At 68.3% G+C, this 15,419-nt stretch carries 12 protein-coding genes; 4 read left to right on the top strand and 8 right to left on the bottom strand.

Annotation, left to right across the window (positions count from 1 at the left end; genetic code table 11):
• Positions 1-45 precede the first annotated feature (45 nt).
• A complete protein-coding gene (locus ABSH63_RS12535) occupies positions 46-1,005 on the top strand; it encodes an alpha/beta fold hydrolase (RefSeq protein WP_352890208.1) in 960 nt (319 codons plus the stop codon).
• Here ABSH63_RS12535 and ABSH63_RS12530 read toward each other — a convergent pair.
• Complete coding sequence (locus tag ABSH63_RS12530; RefSeq protein WP_352890207.1) at positions 972-3,527, bottom strand: TonB-dependent receptor; 2,556 nt, start codon at positions 3,525-3,527, stop codon at positions 972-974. The genes ABSH63_RS12535 and ABSH63_RS12530 overlap by 34 nt on opposite strands.
• Positions 3,524-4,192, bottom strand: coding sequence for a TetR/AcrR family transcriptional regulator (locus tag ABSH63_RS12525; RefSeq protein ID WP_352890206.1), 669 nt, complete (start codon positions 4,190-4,192; stop codon positions 3,524-3,526). Before ABSH63_RS12525 ends, ABSH63_RS12530 begins: the two co-directional genes overlap by 4 nt.
• Positions 4,193-4,293: 101 nt before the next feature.
• Between ABSH63_RS12525 and ABSH63_RS12520 the strand changes: the two genes are divergently transcribed.
• Genes ABSH63_RS12520 through ABSH63_RS12510 form a run of 3 tightly spaced genes read left to right on the top strand, consistent with a single transcriptional unit; the run spans position 4,294 to position 7,379 of the window.
• On the top strand, positions 4,294-4,659 hold the full coding sequence (locus tag ABSH63_RS12520; protein WP_352890205.1) for a c-type cytochrome: 366 nt from the start codon (positions 4,294-4,296) through the stop codon (positions 4,657-4,659).
• 21 nt (positions 4,660-4,680) lie between these two features.
• A complete protein-coding gene (locus ABSH63_RS12515; protein ID WP_352890204.1) occupies positions 4,681-6,090 on the top strand; it encodes a D-arabinono-1,4-lactone oxidase in 1,410 nt (469 codons plus the stop codon).
• Entirely contained in the window at positions 6,087-7,379 is a 1,293-nt protein-coding gene (locus ABSH63_RS12510) for a DSD1 family PLP-dependent enzyme (protein ID WP_352890203.1), read from the top strand. The genes ABSH63_RS12515 and ABSH63_RS12510 overlap by 4 nt, the downstream gene beginning before the upstream one ends.
• A gap of 120 nt (positions 7,380-7,499) precedes the next feature.
• Here ABSH63_RS12510 and ABSH63_RS12505 read toward each other — a convergent pair whose 3' ends face one another.
• The 6 genes from ABSH63_RS12505 to ABSH63_RS12480 form a co-directional block, all read right to left on the bottom strand.
• On the bottom strand, positions 7,500-8,414 hold the full coding sequence (locus tag ABSH63_RS12505) for a hypothetical protein (protein ID WP_352890202.1): 915 nt from the start codon (positions 8,412-8,414) through the stop codon (positions 7,500-7,502).
• 27 nt (positions 8,415-8,441) lie between these two features.
• Positions 8,442-12,227, bottom strand: a complete 3,786-nt coding sequence (gene metH, locus ABSH63_RS12500) for a methionine synthase (RefSeq protein ID WP_352890201.1) — start codon at positions 12,225-12,227, stop codon at positions 8,442-8,444.
• Positions 12,228-12,638: 411 nt separating this feature from the next.
• Positions 12,639-13,061 carry a PaaI family thioesterase gene (locus tag ABSH63_RS12495; RefSeq protein ID WP_352890200.1) on the bottom strand — a complete coding sequence of 141 codons (423 nt, stop codon included), beginning with the start codon at positions 13,059-13,061 and terminating at the stop codon, positions 12,639-12,641.
• Positions 13,052-13,792, bottom strand: coding sequence for a TSUP family transporter (locus ABSH63_RS12490; RefSeq protein WP_352890199.1), 741 nt, complete (start codon positions 13,790-13,792; stop codon positions 13,052-13,054). The genes ABSH63_RS12495 and ABSH63_RS12490 overlap by 10 nt, the downstream gene beginning before the upstream one ends.
• The gene (locus ABSH63_RS12485; protein WP_352890198.1) at positions 13,789-14,103 is read right to left on the bottom strand and encodes a hypothetical protein; all 315 of its coding nucleotides are present in this window, start codon (positions 14,101-14,103) and stop codon (positions 13,789-13,791) included. Before ABSH63_RS12485 ends, ABSH63_RS12490 begins: the two co-directional genes overlap by 4 nt.
• A gap of 16 nt (positions 14,104-14,119) precedes the next feature.
• Positions 14,120-15,304 carry a magnesium transporter gene (locus ABSH63_RS12480; RefSeq protein WP_352890197.1) on the bottom strand — a complete coding sequence of 395 codons (1,185 nt, stop codon included), beginning with the start codon at positions 15,302-15,304 and terminating at the stop codon, positions 14,120-14,122.
• Positions 15,305-15,419: the final 115 nt, after the last annotated feature.

Here is a 15,419-nt window from a genome sequence, read left to right as displayed (position 1 = left end):
CCGCGATGGCGCTCGGCGCCAAACCCGGCGGGAGTCGTTTTACACGTGGGCAGCACGCAATTCCAGTTCGACCTCGGCCACGGGCGCAGCGCGTACGTGCACGCCTGGCTGCCGACGACCGCGCCGCGTGCGGCGGTAGAGATCGTGCACGGCATGGCCGAGCACGGCGCGCGCTATGCACGGCTCGGCAGCGCGCTCGCCGCGCACGGCCATGCGGTGTACGCGGCGGACCTGCCGGGCCATGGCCGCAGCGTGCGCGACGCCGCCGAGCTCGGTCACGTCGCCGACCGTGACGGCTGGCGCCTCTCGCTGTCGGCGATCCACGCGCTGCGCGGCGAGATCGAGCGGCGCCACGTCGACGTGCCGCTGGTCTTGCTCGGGCACAGCCGCGGCTCCTTCCTGCTGCAGCACTATCTGTTCGAGCACGGCAGCGGCCTTGCCGGTGCGGTGTTCTCGGCCGGCACCGCGGACCTGGGCCCGCTGCGCGCGCTCGGCCTGCTGCTGATGCGCATCGAAGCGCGCTTCTTGGGCGGTGCGCATCGCAGCGCACTCGCCGAGGCGCTCACGTTCAAGGCCTTCAACCGCCACTTCAAACCCACCCGCACCGACTTCGACTGGCTGTCGCGCGACGCGGCCGAGGTCGACGCCTACGTGCGCGACCCGCTGTGCGGCTTTCGCTGCTCGGCGGCGCTGTGGATCGAGCTGCTCGAAGCCGGCGGGCAGTTGCGCGATGCACGGCGACTCGCGCGCATTCCCAAGACCCTGCCGGTGCTGCTGCTCAACGGTGCCGCCGACCCGGCGTGCCGGTTCGAATCCGGCGCGCGCACGCTCGCCACGCTGTATCGCGACGCCGGATTGCGGGACGTGACGCAGCATGTGTATGCCGATGCCCGCCACGAGCTGTTCAACGATGTCTGCCGCGATCAGGTCACGCAGGATCTGATCGCATGGCTGGCGTCGCGCACCTCGAATCAGGAGCCGAAGCGCACGCTCAGCGCCGCATAGAGTTGGCGGCCGCTGGCCTGCTGCGCGAAATAGGTGCCGGGGAAGAAGGTTGCGTCGGTCACCTGGTTGAGTACGCGCTCGTCGGTGAGGTTGTTGGCGCCGACGGTGATCGACCAGCGCTCCCGCGTGTCTGACAGCGCAAAGCGCGCCGAGTAGCGCGTGTACGCATCTACGCGGCTCGCCGGATCGAGATCGGTGTCGGTGAACTGTTCGCCCTGGTAGAGCACATCGGCGGCGAGACGCCCGGTCAGCCCGAACACGGGGAAGGTGAGCATGGGCGTCAGCGTCGCCGTCGCCTTGGGCGCGAAGGCGATGGTCCGGCCGCTCAAGTCCTGCTGGGCATCGAGCTGCAACTCGCCGGTCTGCGGATTGCGCACCGGCGCCGGTGCGCTGCTGTAGCGGTCGTACTCGGCATCGAGCAGACCGAGCGAGCCCATGATCTGCAGCGGTTCGAACGGCGTCAGCCACAGGAAGTCGGCTTCGAGTCCGCGCGAAGTCGCCGACGCGGCATTGCTGACATCGAAAAAGATGCCGTTGAAGGCCAGCACCTGCAGATTGTCGAAGCGTGTTTCGTAAAGCGTGGCGTTGACGCGCAGCGTGCGATCGAGCAGCGTCGCCTTCACGCCGAGTTCGAAGGTCTCGGCGTTCTCGGGTTCGAACTCCAGATCCTCGCCGGTGAACGACAGCGCGTTGTAGCCGCCGCTCTTGTAACCGCGTGCGTACGAGGCATACAGATTGACGCCGCCATCGCCGAAGTACTGGATCACGAACTTCGGCGAGACGTCGGACTCGTCGCGCTCAAGATCGAGCCGCTCGTAATTCTCCGCACCGAGCAGCAGCGACATCACGCAGATCGGCAGACCGAGCGTGTCGAGCGTACAGTGCCGGGTGCCGCGCGCATCCACGGTCTTGTCCTCGGCGTTGATGCGGATGCCGGGCGTGATCGCCCAGCGCTCGTTGAGAAACCAGGTGGCCTGGCCGAACAAGGCCAGCGAGGAGACATCCTGGTCGTAGTCGAGCTGATAGAAGTCCTCACCGATCACCGGGCCGAGCAGATCGCCGATCAGCGGGATGCCCGGCAGTCCGATGGCACCGAACAGATTGATGCCGGAACCGCTGGCGAGCTGCAGGAAGTCGTCGGTCAGCAGGTACGCGCCGAGGTCGCTGCCGGCCATGATGCGTGCGAGCAGCGTGTAGCTGGACTCGTACCAGAACGCGCCGGCGACGAAATCGATCTCGCGGCCGAGACCGAACAGGCTGTCGGCACGCGCGGCGAAGCGCAGTTCCGCCGACCACTGCTCGTGATCCTCGTGGTTGTCGAGCCGGGCGATGTCGGCTGGCGAGACATCGAGCTCGTTGAGCTGGTCGATGTGAAACCTCGATCCGGCGAGCACCAGCGTCAGGCTGCTGTCATGCAGGCCGCCGGCCACGGTCCCGAGATCCCAGCGCGTGTTGAGGGCCACGGTCTCGGAGCCTTTCTCGATGAAACCGGGCGTGTCGGCCGAGGTGTTGAAGTCGTAGGGATCGTCCTCGATGTCCGGGTCGTAGCTCTGCAGGAAGTTGCGCGTGTCGTCGTCGAGCAGCATCAACTGGAACGGCCAGAACGCCGCCTCGGTATCCGAGACTTGCGCGGTCAGTTCCGTGGTCAGGTCGTGCAGCGGGTACAGCAGCAGCTTGATGCGCCCCGCCTTCTGCGTCAGCTTTTCTTCCTCGCGATCGAGAAAGCCGTTGTACAGCTCGCCGTCCTCGCTGCGGTAGAGGCCGGCTACGCGGATGCCGCCCCAGTCGGCGACCATGCCGCCGGCGCCGCCTTCGATGCGGTGCGCGTCGAAGCTGCCGTAGCTGTAGCGCGCATCGGCCTCGAAGACGTCGCTCGGACGCCTGCTGGTGACGTTGAACACACCGGCGATGGTGTTCTTGCCGAACAGGGTGCCCTGCGGTCCGCGCAGCACCTCGACGCGATCGACATCGAACATCGATTCGGTGAAGTAGCCGGGCCGGCCGAAGTAGATCTCGTCCTGCACGAAACCCACCGAGCTTTCGAAGCTCGGATTGAAGGCATTGGTGCCGAAGCCGCGGATGAACAGCTGCGGCGAGCCCAGATCGTCGGCATCGATGCGCACGTTCGGCACATAGGCCGCGACCTCGGCCAGATCGGCCGCATTGATCATCTGGATGAAGGCGCCGTCGACCGCGGTCACCGAGATCGGCACGTCCTGCAGCGACTGCTCCTTCTTCTGTGCGGTGACGACGATCTCCTCGATCGCGGTCCCGCGCGGCGACGGTGCCGGCGTCGCGGCGCCCGGTGTTTGCGCCTGCAGCGGCACGACGTCGATGGTCGCTATCGTCTCGGCCGCGGCCGGGCTCCCCGCGTCGGATCGGGGCTTCGCGTCCGCATCGGCGACGACCGCTTCTTCACCGAAGAGTGCGTCGAGCACATCGTCTTCGGCGCCCTGCGCAAGTGCCGCGCCGGCGATCAGGCACATGGGCAAGGCGGTGGCAGCCAGCATTATGCGAATCATCGTGGTCTTTCTCGTTGAGCTCTTGCGGCCTGCGCGGCCAGTGCAAGCAAAAGACGGTCCGTTTCATCGGCCAGCTCGGCGGCGAGCTGCCGCGGACGGCGTGCAGTGGCGATGGTGATCGCCGCCTGCAGGATCGCGCCGAGCAGCAGCGTCGATAGCGCCGGCAGAGAAGCCGGTGCGAGCTCGCCGTGCGCCGCAGCGTTCTGCAGACCCTCGACGACGATCTGCCGCGCGATCGCCGTATCGGCCTCGTGCCAGTCCTTCCAGCCGAGCGCCGCCGGCGCGACGACGTAGACCAAGCGCCCGTAGCGCGGCTGCGCGCACAGCTCGAAACAGGTGCGCATGCCGAGCTGCACCATGCCGAGCGGTGTGTCCGCCGTGAGCGCGCGCGCACGCACGCGCTCACCCATCTCGCGGTCGATCGCCTCGAACACTTCACGGAAGATCGCCAGCTTGTCGCCGAAGTGGTGATAGAAGGCGCCCTTGGTGACGCCGGCGGCCTCGACGATGCGCTCGATGCCGACCGCCTCGAAGCCATGCTTCACGAAAAGCTTCTCCGCTGCGCGCAGCAGCCGCTCGCGCGTGTGCGTGCCGCGCGCCTGGCGGCGCCGCGAAACGGCGCCGGAACGCGCCGAGACACCACCGGCCTGATCGGATTTCCCCATTGACGTAAAACATACCCGGAGTATGTAATTCGGAAAAGTGGGGGAATTGGCATCGGTCGTGGCCGGTGTAAGCTGGCGCGACCTCGAGGGGAATGTCGACGATGAGCCTACGTTTCGGATCGCTGCCGTTGGCGTGCGCGGTGCTTCTGGTTGCCTGCGACCGGGCGCCGTCTGCGCCGCAGGCTACGCCGGCGGCGCAGTCCGCAGCGCAGACCGGCGCGCCGGCCGACCCGGCGGTGGTCCGGCTCTACGAGCAGACCTGCCGCGCCTGCCACGATCCGCGTGCGCGCACTGGCGCACCGGCCGCCGGTGACGCGCAGGCCTGGGCACCGCGGCTGGCCCTGGGCATGGACGTGCTGATCGAACGCACGATCAACGGCTATCGCGGGATGCCGCCGCTCGGTGCCTGCATGGATTGCAGCGAGGACGACTTTGTCGCGCTGATCCGCTACATGGCCGGGCAGTGAGCAAATGATGAGTCGGCACCGATGAACAGAAGGGACTTTCTGATCGCTTCACTCGCGGCTGCCGGCAGCCTTGGCCTTTCGGCCTGCGACGATCGCGGCGCTGCCGAGATGCCCAAGGCGCCGACACCGACCACCGGCCCCGATGGCAAGCGCTTGCTGCCGTGGCAGAACTGGTCCGGATATCTGCATGCGCTGCCGACTCGGCGCCTCGTCCCGCAAAGCGAGGACGAACTGGCAAGCCTGCTGAAATCCGCGCCGGCACCGATCCGACCGGTCGGCGCCGGCCATTCCTTCACCGCGCTGGTGCCGACCGCGGGCTCGCTGCTGTCGCTGCGCAACTTCAGCGGCCTTTTGGCGCACGACGCCGAGACGCTCACGGCGAGCTTCGGCGCTGGCACGCGCTTGGGCGATGTCGGCCCCGCGCTCGACGCCATCGGCCAGGCGCTCGCGAACATGCCCGACATCGACTCGCAGACGCTCTCGGGTGCGATCGCCACCGCCACGCACGGCACCGGCCGCGGCCTCGGCGCGCTGCACAGCTACGTCACCGGTCTGCGCCTGGTCACGCCGCGCGGCGAGGTGCTCGACTGCAGCGCCGAGCGCAACCCGCAGGTGTTCGCCGCGGCACGTGTCTCGCTCGGCAGCCTCGGCGTGATCACGCAACTGACCCTGCGCAACGTGCCGACCCACCGGCTCCGGCGCCGCGTCTGGTTCGAACCGTTGGAGCAACTGCTCGAGCGCTTCGACGAACTGACGCGCCAGCATCACAGCTTCGAGATGTACTACCTGCCGTTCTGCAGTACCGCGGTCGCGATCGCCATCGATCCGACCGACGCGCCGATCTCGCCGCGTGGCGAGGAGCAGGACAACGATGCGGTGATGCAACTCAAGCGAGCGCGCGACTGGCTGAGCTGGTGGCCGGGTCTGCGCCGGCGCGTGCTCGACCTGGCGACGCAGGACCTTACGCCCGAGGACGCGGTCGACCTCTGGTACCGCATCTTCCCGTCGAGTCGCGAGGTGCGCTTCAATGAGATGGAGTACCACCTCGATGCGCAGGCGCTGATTCCGGCGTTCCGCCGCGTGCGCGAATGCATCGAGACGCGCCATCACGCCGAGTTCTTCCCGATCGAGCTGCGCGTCGTGCGCGGCGACGACGCCTGGCTGAGCCCGTTCCAGGGGCACGAAGTCTCGGGCTCGATCGCGATCCATCGCTATCACCTCGAAGACCCGCTGCCGTATTTCGCCGACATCGAGCCCATCTTCCAGTCCTACGACGGCCGTCCGCACTGGGGCAAGATGCACACGCTCGACGCCGCACGGCTCGCCAGCCTCTATCCGCGCTGGGCGGACTTCCTCGCGCTGCGCGCCGAGCTCGACCCCGAGGGACGCATGCTCAATCCCTACCTGCGCACGTTGTTCGGCCTCGCATGAACCGCAGACGCCGCCTGCTGATCGGTGCCGCCGTGGCCGCGCCGCTCGCCGCACTGGTCGCCGCCAAGCCACGGGCACGTTCGGGCGCACACGACGACTACTTTCTCGGCTTGCAGTCGGCGCTGGCCGAGGCCGGCCTGCTGCGGCCGACGCTGGTGATCGACCGTGCGCGCCTCGACCACAATCTGGGCCGGCTCAAGGCGAATCTGCCGGCGAATTTTGCTTATCGCATCGTCGCCAAGTCGCTGCCGAGCCTGCCGCTGATCGAGCATGTGCGCCGCGCCACCGGCACCGACCGCCTGATGGTCTTCCACCAGCCGTTTCTCAACCTAATCGCCGAGCGCATGGCCGATGCGCGGCTGCTGCTCGGCAAGCCGATGCCGGTCGGTGCGGCGCAGCGCTTCTTCGCGCATCACCGCAACCTGGATTTCGACGCCGCCGCGCAGATCGAATGGCTGGTCGATACGCCGACGCGGATCACGGAGTACGCCGAGCTCGCCCGCGCGCGCACCGGCGAGGGGATGGGGCCGCTGCGTGTGAACTTCGAGATCGACGTCGGCCTGCACCGCGGCGGCTTTGGCGATGCGCAGGCACTCGCCGAAGCCTTGCGTGCGGTGCTGGCCGAACCGGCGCTGCAGTTCTCTGGCCTGATGGGCTACGAGGCGCATGCGTCGAAGATTCCCGGCTTTCTCGGCGGTCCGCGCGGCGCGCTCGCCCGGGCGATGCAGCGCTATGCCGACGCGCTTGCGGCGGTGCGCGAAACCCTGGGCGCGGATTTCGATGCGGGCGCGCTGACCCTCAACGCCGGCGGCAGCACCACCTATGCGATGTACGACGGCAGCGAGCCGTGCAACGAGCTGGCGATGGGCTCGGGGCTGGTCATGCCCACCGACTTCGACGTGCCCACGCTCGCCGATCACCAAGCGGCCTGCTTCATCGCAACGCCGGTGCTCAAGGCGCTCGAGCGCACCGATATCCCGGGCATCGAGTCGCTGGCCGGCCTGATGCGCGCCTGGGACCCGAATACGGCGCGCGCCTTTTTCCTTTACGGTGGCTACTGGCTCGCCGAGCCGGTGTCACCGCCGGGGTTGCAGCGCAATCCGATCTGGGGGCATTCGACCAATCAGGATCTGTACAACGGCTCGACCGAGGTCGAACTCGGTGTCGGTGACCACGTCTTTTTCCGTCCGCATCAGAGCGAGTTCGTGTTCCTGCAGTTCGGCGACCTCGCCGTCTACGACGCCGGCCGTATCGTCGAGACCTGGCCGGTGTTCACGCAAGGGGCGTGAGGCCGCGCCGCTGCGGCCGGCCATCCGCGATGCAGCCATCGCTCGCTTGCGCCATGCGTCACGCGGGTGGCCGCAGCGCTCGGACGGGAAACGGCGGCCGTCCACAGCAGCCGCCGACGGTTACGGCACGGCGGCCACGGCGAAGCGCCGGTCCCATTCCTCGCGCTGACGCACCAGGCGACGGTCCTGCCAGATCAGGAACGGCCGCGTGCCGAGCTGCCGGCCCACTTCGCTGATCGCAAGGTCCAGGCTGCTGGCGATGCGCAGATGACCGGCGATGTACTCGGAGCGGCCCGAGGGCTCACGCCCGAGCTGTGGCAGCTCGCGCCGCTGCGCCGCCTGGTAGCGTGCCGGGTCCTCGGGTTCGAACTCGGTCTGGTAGAGCCGGTCGTTGAAGAACTGCAGTTGCAATCGGCCGGGCACGTCCCAGTGACGGTACTGCATCACCGTCACCGTATCCAGATCGCGCGGCGGCACGTCCTTGCGCACCGGCAGGTGCCGTGATTCGACGATGGGCGCAAAGCCGGCGCGTTCCAGATCGAACACGACCTCGTCGACGCTCGCATAGCTGCGGTAGGGGCCGAGCAGGCGTACCGGGTCCGGCTCGACGCGGGTGAAGGCGGCGAGCTCGGAATCGGCCGCCGGCTCGCCGAGGGATTCCTCGAAGTAGACCTCTGCTTCGTCCTCGGCCACGCGTGCGGCCACAGGCTCGGTGGGAGGCTCGGCTGCCGTATCGCTTGCGGACGCGGTCGCGGCGTGGCCGGTGTGCGGCGTTGGCGCCGGCGTGGGCTGAACCTCGGCGCCCGGGCTCGTGGCAGCATCGGGGGTGGCGGCGACGACGGGCACGGGCGTCGGGCTGGGCGCGGCCGGTACGGTGGCGATCGCGCCCTGCGGCGCCGGCTCGGGCAGCAGCGGTTGCACGGCCACCCACAGACCGGCCAGCAGCAGCGCGCCGAGCAGCCAGCGCAATGGCCGCCACTTCTTCCACCACTCGGGCGGTTCGAGCCAGTCGTGTTTGCGTTCGGGAGTGCTCATCGGCGCGCCCTCGCGCGCGGCTTCGCGTCAGTCTTCGGGATCATAGCCAAGATTTGGTGCCAGCCATTTCTCGGCAGTGGCCAGGTCCCAGTTCTTGCGCCGCGCGTAATCCTGCACCTGGTCGCGGTCGATGCGGCCGACGACGAAGTACTGCGCCTGCGGGTGCGCGAAGTACCAGCCGGACACCGAGGCCCCCGGCCACATCGCCATGCTCTCGGTGAGCTGCATGCCGGTGTGGCGCTCGACGTCGAGCAGTTGCCAAAGCGTGCGCTTCTCGGTGTGATCGGGGCAGGCCGGGTAGCCCGGCGCCGGCCGGATCCCCGTGTAACGCTCGTCGATCAGCGCGGCGTTGTCGAGCCTCTCGTCGGCGACATAGCCCCAGAACTCCTTGCGCACGCGCTGGTGCAGGCGTTCGGCGAAGGCTTCGGCGAGCCGGTCGGCGAGCGATTCGAGCAGGATCGCGCTGTAGTCGTCATGCGCCTGCCTGAACGCGCGGACCCTCTCGGCGACACCGAGCCCGGCGGTGACGGCGAACGCGCCGATGTAGTCGTGCAGGCCGGAAGTCTTGGGCGCGACGTAGTCGGCGAGGCAGCGATGCGGCACGCCCTCGCGATGCACGGTCTGCTGCCGCAGCCCGTGCAGACGCGTCAGTACTCGGGTGCGCGCCTCGTCGGCATAGACCTCGATGTCGTCGTCGTCGACCTGCGCCGCCGGGAACAGGCCGAACACGCCGGCGGCGGTCAGCCATTTTTCGTCGATGAGCCGATCGAGCATCGCGTTGGCATCGGCGAACAGCTTGCGCGCGGCCTCGCCGCTGGCCGGACTGTTGAGAATGTCCGGATAGCGGCCCTTGAGCTCCCAAGCGATGAAGAACGGCTGCCAGTCGATGTAGTCGCGCAGTTCCGCCAGCGGGTAGTCCTTGAACACGCGCACGTACTGCACGGCGGGGCCGTGATGCACGTGCTCGCAAGCCGGCCCTTCGCAGACGTCGCGGGTCTGTTGCAACAGCATGCGCGGTCGGAACGGGTGGTAGCCGCTCCAGTCGATCGGCGTCTTGTTGGCGCGCGCGGCTGCGAGCGGCAGGAACTTCTCCTGCCGATCCTTGTTGGCGTGACGCGCGCGGATGGCGTCGTACTCCGTCTTCACCTCGGCGAGCAGCTTGGGCTTGAGTTCTGGCGACAACAGGGCCGCCGCGGTCGGCACCGAGCGCGAGGCGTCCTTGACCCAGACCACGCCATGCGGATACATCGGATCGATCTTCACCGCGGTGTGCGCGCGCGAGGTCGTCGCGCCGCCGATCAGCAGCGGAATCGTGAAGCCCTGCCGGTGCATCTCGCGGGCGAAACTCACCATCTCGTCGAGCGAGGGCGTGATCAGGCCCGACAGGCCGATCAGGTCGGCGTTCTCGCTTTTGGCGGTGTCGAGAATTTTCTGCGCCGGCACCATCACGCCGAGGTCGATCACCTCGTAGTTGTTGCACTGGAGCACGACGCCGACAATGTTCTTGCCAATGTCGTGCACGTCGCCCTTGACCGTGGCGAGGACGATCTTGCCCTTGGCGTTTTGCGCATCCTCGGGTTTCTTCTCCGCCTCGATGAACGGGATCAGGTAGGCGACGGCCTTCTTCATCACGCGCGCCGACTTGACCACCTGCGGCAGGAACATCTTGCCGGCGCCGAACAGATCGCCGACCACGTTCATGCCGTCCATCAGCGGGCCTTCGATGACCTCGATCGGACGCTTGCCCTCGGCGGCGAGCGCTGCGCGCAGCGCCTCGGTATCGGTCTCGACGTACTGGTCGATGCCCTTGACCAGCGCGTACTTGATGCGCTCGCGCACGTCGAGTTCGCGCCATGTCAGATCCTCGCCCCGGGCTTGCTGCTTCTCACCCCTGAAGCGCTCGGCGATCTCGATCAGGCGCTCGGTGGCATCCTCGCGGCGGAACAGGATCACGTCCTCGATGCGCTCGCGCAGTTCCGGGTCGAGCTCGTCGTAGACCAGCAGCGCGCCGGCGTTGACGATGCCCATGTCCATACCGGCGCGGATCGCATGGAACAGGAACACCGAGTGGATCGCCTCGCGCACGTGGTTGTTGCCGCGAAACGAAAACGAAACGTTGGACACGCCGCCGCTGATCTTCGCGTGCGGCAGGTTCTGCTTGATCCAGCGCACGGCGCGGATGAAGTCCAGACCGTAGAGATTGTGCTCGGGGATGCCGGTGGCGACGGCGAAGATGTTCGGATCGAAGATGATGTCTTCCGGCGGGAAGTCCACCTGCTCGACCAGGATCTTGTAAGCGCGCGCGCAGATCGCTTGGCGCCGTTCCAGCGTGTCGGCCTGCCCCTGTTCGTCGAAGGCCATCACCACTGCCGCCGCGCCGTACTTGCGGCACAGCTTCGCCTGCTCGATGAACTTGGCCTCGCCCTCCTTCATCGAGATGGAGTTGACGATCGGCTTGCCCTGCACACACTTCAGGCCCGCCTCGATGATCTCCCACTTCGACGAGTCGATCATGACCGGTACGCGCGCGATGTCCGGCTCGCTCGCGATCAGGTTGAGGAAGCGCACCATCGCCGCCTCGCCGTCGAGCATGCCCTCGTCCATGTTGACGTCGATCACCTGCGCGCCCGCCTCGACCTGCTGGCGGGCGATGGCGATGGCCGCCGTGTAGTCGCCGGCCTTGATCAGGTTGCGGAACTTGGCCGAGCCGGTGACGTTGGTGCGCTCGCCGACGTTCACGAAAAGCGAACCCTCGCCGATGTTCAGCGGCTCCAGGCCGGCCAGACGGCAGGCGCGCGGCGGCGTCGCGCGCTCACGCGGCTTCACTCCCGCGACCGCCTGCGCGATCGCGGCGATGTGCGGCGGCGTCGTGCCGCAACAGCCGCCGACGATGTTGACCAGACCGCTGTCGGCGAATTCGCGCAGGATCGCCGCGGTTTCGTCCGGGCGCTCGTCGTACTCGCCGAAGGCATTGGGCAGGCCGGCGTTCGGATAGCAGGACACATAGCAATCCGCGATGCGCGCCAGCTCGGCGATGTACGGACGCATGTCCTTGCCGCCGAGCGCGCAGTTCAGGCCGACCGCAAGGGGCCGCGCGTGGCGGATCGAGTTCCAGAAGGCTTCGGTGACCTGTCCCGACAGCGTGCGCCCGGAGGCATCGGTGATGGTGCCGGAGAGCATCACCGGCAGGCGCAGGTCGCTGTCCTCGAAATACGTCTCGCAGGCGAAGATCGCGGCCTTGGCGTTGAGCGTGTCGAAGATGGTCTCGATCAGCAGCAGATCGACGCCGCCGTCGACCAAGCCGCGGATCTGCTCCAGATAGGCCGTGACCAGCGCATCGAAGGTGATGTTACGTGCGCCCGGGTCGTTGACGTCGGGGCTGATGCTGCAGGTGCGGCTGGTCGGCCCGAGCGCGCCGGCGACGAAGCGCGGCTTCTCCGGCGTCTTGGCCGTCCATGCATCTGCGGCTTGCCGTGCCAGCCTCGCCGCCTCGAAGTTGAGCTCGTAGGCCAGCGACTCCATGCGAAAGTCATGCAGCGAGATCGCCTGCGCATTGAAGGTGTTGGTCTCGATCAGATCGGCGCCGGCGTCGAGGTACTGGCCGTGGATGTCGCGGATGAGATCCGGTTGGGTCAGCACCAGAAGATCGTTGTTGCCCTTGAGGTCACAGGGCCAGTCGGCGAAGCGCGCGCCGCGGTAATGTGCTTCTTCGAGCTTGTGCCGCTGGATCATCGTGCCCATGGCGCCGTCGATGACCAGGATGCGTTCGCGCAACAGGGCGTCGAGACGTTCGTATGCAGGATGCGGGGTCATCGGGCGCAGCGTTCCTTCGGGCAGACCCCAAAGTATATCCGCTCATGCGGATTGACGGATAAGACGCCACCGACTCCACCGGGACGTCGCGCTCCGCCGCTCGTCCGCCCGGCGTGGCCTTGCGTCACCCGAAGCGGCCGCGCGAGCGGGAAGCGGCCTACAGTGCGCTCACGGTGTTCCGACGCCTCGGCGGTCCGAAACCGGCGTTCTCTCCCCCCAACCCGGATCCCCCCAACCTCCGGGTTCTTCAGGCCAGGTCCCCAGCCTGGCCTTTTTCTTGGACGAGGACCCGCCCTTGGAGGGTCTGGCGCGACCGCATCCGAGCGCCGGCGCGGCGCCTGCAGGCACGGCCATGTTCGACTCGTGCGGTTTTGCGCGCCAAGCTGCGGCAGGCCGCAGCGCCGAACGGTCTCAGCGCTGAGCGGCCGGCCGCGCGTAGCTGCCGGTCACATGCGCGACCACGCGCGCCGGATCGGCGCTGGTGTACAGCCTCACTTCCATGACCACGAGCCGGCGTCCGAGCTTGAGCAGGCGCGCCTCGCCGAGCACGTCGCCCGGCGCGGCCTTGTCGAGGAAGTTCATGTTGACGTTCGCGGTCACCGCCATCAGCTCCGGGCCCAGGTGCGAGAGCACCAGCGCGAACATCGCGGTATCGGCGGCGGCGAACAGCGTCGGTCCGGAGATCACGCCGCCAGGGCGCAGCATGCGCTCGCTGTAGGCGAGGCGGATGCGCGCCAACCCCGGTTCGACGTGATCGACGATGACACGGGATGCCGCCGCAAGGCCGCCGCGGATCAGCGCCTGGGTCTGCGCCGCATCGAGTTTCAGTTCCACAGCAATCCTTTCGCGCCGTCGAAGGCGAGCTTGAGTGACAGGATGATCAGTATCCACTTGAACAGCGCGGCGAACTGCACTTCGCTGACGTGGCCGTTGAGGCGCTTGCCGAAGGCGGTGCCGGCGACGACCGCGGCCGCGAGGCTCGCCAAGAGCAGCGGCCGCGTGAACGCGGAGAAGCCGACGACGCCGTAGGCGATCACGCGCAGCGCGTGGCCCAGCGTCTGCGTCAGCGCCAGCGTGCCGATCGTGGTTTGCTTCCCCCACTCCGGACGGAAGAACAGGCGGCCGACGACCAGCCCGGTGGCGCCGACGAACATGCCGATGCTGCCGTTGAGCAGGCCGGCGAGCGCGAACGCCGGTCGCGGCGGCAGCGCGGCGCGCTCGGCGCGGCCCGGTGCCAGCGAAGCCAGAATCAGGCCGGCGAGAACCAGGCGCACGATGTCGGCGTCGATGTCGGCGACGAAGGGCGCCACGAGAAACGTCGACGGCACCGCCGCGAGCAGGAACCAGCCGGCGGCATGCCACTCGACGTGGCGCAGGTAGGCGAAAGTACGTGAGCTGTTGGCGACGAACTGCACCGCCGCGAACAGCGACACCGCCTCGGCCGGCGCCATGCCCAGCGCATAGAACACGCCGATCAGGATGGTGCCGCCGCCGAGGCCGGCGACGCCGGACAGCGTCGCGGTCAGAAAGCCAGTGACGACGATGGCGACGTCGACTGCAGTCATCGCCGGCGCTCGTCCTTTCCCTCGCGCGGCGGGCCGTGGCGCAGCACGCGCTGCCACTGCAGGTAGCTGCGCAGCTCGGCCGCGGTCATCTCGCCGTTGCCGTCGGTGTCGACATCGTCGAAGACCGCGGCCAGCTCGGGCATGCCGGCCGCGGCCTCGTCGCGATCGAGCGACTCGCTGTCATTGGCGTCGGCCGCATCGAACGCGGCGCGCAGCGGCGCCAGCGGATCGCGGCGTGCGTCGGGCAAGCTGCCGCAGGCGCCGAGCGCCAGTGCGAGCAGCGCGCTGCCGCCTGCCAGCACGATCCTCATATGGCGTATGCGCGCGTCATGCGCTCACCAGCGTGGTCGCCAGCAGCAGCATCAGGCCCATGCCGACGATGTCGGTGAACGTGGTCAGGAAGATGCTGCTCGCGGTGGCCGGGTCGGCGCCGCAGCGCCGTAGCGTCAGCGGCACCAGCACGCCGAAGATGCCACTGCTGGTGCAGGCGCCGACCATCGCGATGAGGATGGTCAGCGCCAGCATCGGCGCGCCGCTCGCGCCGGTCTGCGCCGCGTACAGCCACATCGCCGCGGCGGCGACCAGGCCGACGAGCAGGCCATTGAGCGCGCCGAGCAGCGCTTCCTTGCGCAGCACGCGGCCGACCGGCTGGTCCTTCATGTCGCCGAGCGTCAGGCCACGCAGCGTGATCGCCAGCGCCTGGCTGCCGGTGTTGCCGCTCTGGCCGGCGAGCACCGGCAGAAAGGCGGCGAGCGCGACGATGCGCGTGATCGTGTCCTCGAACAGGCCGACGACGAATGCGGCGGCGAAGGCGGTCAGCAGATTGAGCTGCAACCACGGGTGCCGCATCCGGAAGGCGTCCCAGAAACCGGTGTAGACGCGTTCGTCCTTGTCGACACCGACCATCTGGCCGGTCTGCGCGGTGATCTCGATGGCCTGGCGCTCGAACAGCCGCCAGCCGCGCACGACGCCGCGCACGCGGCCCTGCTCATCGACGACCGGGTACACCGGATAGTGACGGTGCACCGCCGCGGCGATCGCCTCGCCGGCGTCCATCTGCTCGGTGAGCGCGAACGGCGCCGGCAGCATGATGTCCCTCAGCGGCTGGTCGGGCGAGGCCAGCAGCAGGTCGCGGATCACCACCAGGCCGGTGAGACGGTCCTCGCCGTCGACCGCGTACAGATAGGTGATCTGGCGCGCGTCGTCGCTGCTGCGCAGGTACTCGATCGCGTCCTGCACCGTGGCCTGCTCGGGCAGCAGGCCCAGCGCCGGCTCCATCAGCTCGGCGACGGTGCCGGGAATCTCCAGTTCGGTCGAGGTGGTCAGCTCGGCGCTTTCACGCAGCGCCGGCGGCAGGTGGGTGATGATGTCGTCCGCCAGGCCGCGCGGCAGCGCGTCGAGCACCGCGGCCACCGTCTGCGCTGATTCGCGCGACAGCAGCACCGCGCCGTCGAGCGGCACGCGCGCGCCGACGGCGCGCACCAGCTCCCTGACTTTCTGCGACTCTTGCATGTGCGCTCCCGTGGCCGTTCCGGTGTCGATGGCTGCGCCGCATTCTGACAGCAGCCCATGCGCTTGGGGATGCACCTAAGCCCCGCGGCGCTTGACAGCGGCCCCACAGCGTTCA

Origin of the sequence: Sinimarinibacterium thermocellulolyticum (genome assembly GCF_040327995.1) — a bacterium.
Taxonomy (GTDB): Bacteria; Pseudomonadota; Gammaproteobacteria; order Nevskiales; family Nevskiaceae; genus Solimonas; species Solimonas thermocellulolyticum.
The sequence above is the reverse complement of the archived record's forward strand: the minus strand, read 5'-3'. Positions and strand labels throughout refer to the sequence as shown.

What these genes read in the sequence shown, in the direction of transcription:
- ABSH63_RS12505 (WP_352890202.1), bottom strand. Translation starts at nt 8,414, where the DNA reads ATGAGCACTCCCGAACGCAAACACGACTGGCTCGAACCGCCCGAGTGG.
- ABSH63_RS12525 (WP_352890206.1), bottom strand. Translation starts at nt 4,192, where the DNA reads ATGGGGAAATCCGATCAGGCCGGTGGTGTCTCGGCGCGTTCCGGCGCC.
- ABSH63_RS12490 (WP_352890199.1), bottom strand. Translation starts at nt 13,792, where the DNA reads ATGACTGCAGTCGACGTCGCCATCGTCGTCACTGGCTTTCTGACCGCG.
- ABSH63_RS12510 (WP_352890203.1), top strand. Translation starts at nt 6,087, where the DNA reads ATGAACCGCAGACGCCGCCTGCTGATCGGTGCCGCCGTGGCCGCGCCG.
- ABSH63_RS12515 (WP_352890204.1), top strand. Translation starts at nt 4,681, where the DNA reads ATGAACAGAAGGGACTTTCTGATCGCTTCACTCGCGGCTGCCGGCAGC.
- metH (WP_352890201.1), bottom strand. Translation starts at nt 12,227, where the DNA reads ATGACCCCGCATCCTGCATACGAACGTCTCGACGCCCTGTTGCGCGAA.
- ABSH63_RS12530 (WP_352890207.1), bottom strand. Translation starts at nt 3,527, where the DNA reads ATGATTCGCATAATGCTGGCTGCCACCGCCTTGCCCATGTGCCTGATC.
- ABSH63_RS12480 (WP_352890197.1), bottom strand. Translation starts at nt 15,304, where the DNA reads ATGCAAGAGTCGCAGAAAGTCAGGGAGCTGGTGCGCGCCGTCGGCGCG.
- ABSH63_RS12520 (WP_352890205.1), top strand. Translation starts at nt 4,294, where the DNA reads ATGAGCCTACGTTTCGGATCGCTGCCGTTGGCGTGCGCGGTGCTTCTG.
- ABSH63_RS12485 (WP_352890198.1), bottom strand. Translation starts at nt 14,103, where the DNA reads ATGAGGATCGTGCTGGCAGGCGGCAGCGCGCTGCTCGCACTGGCGCTC.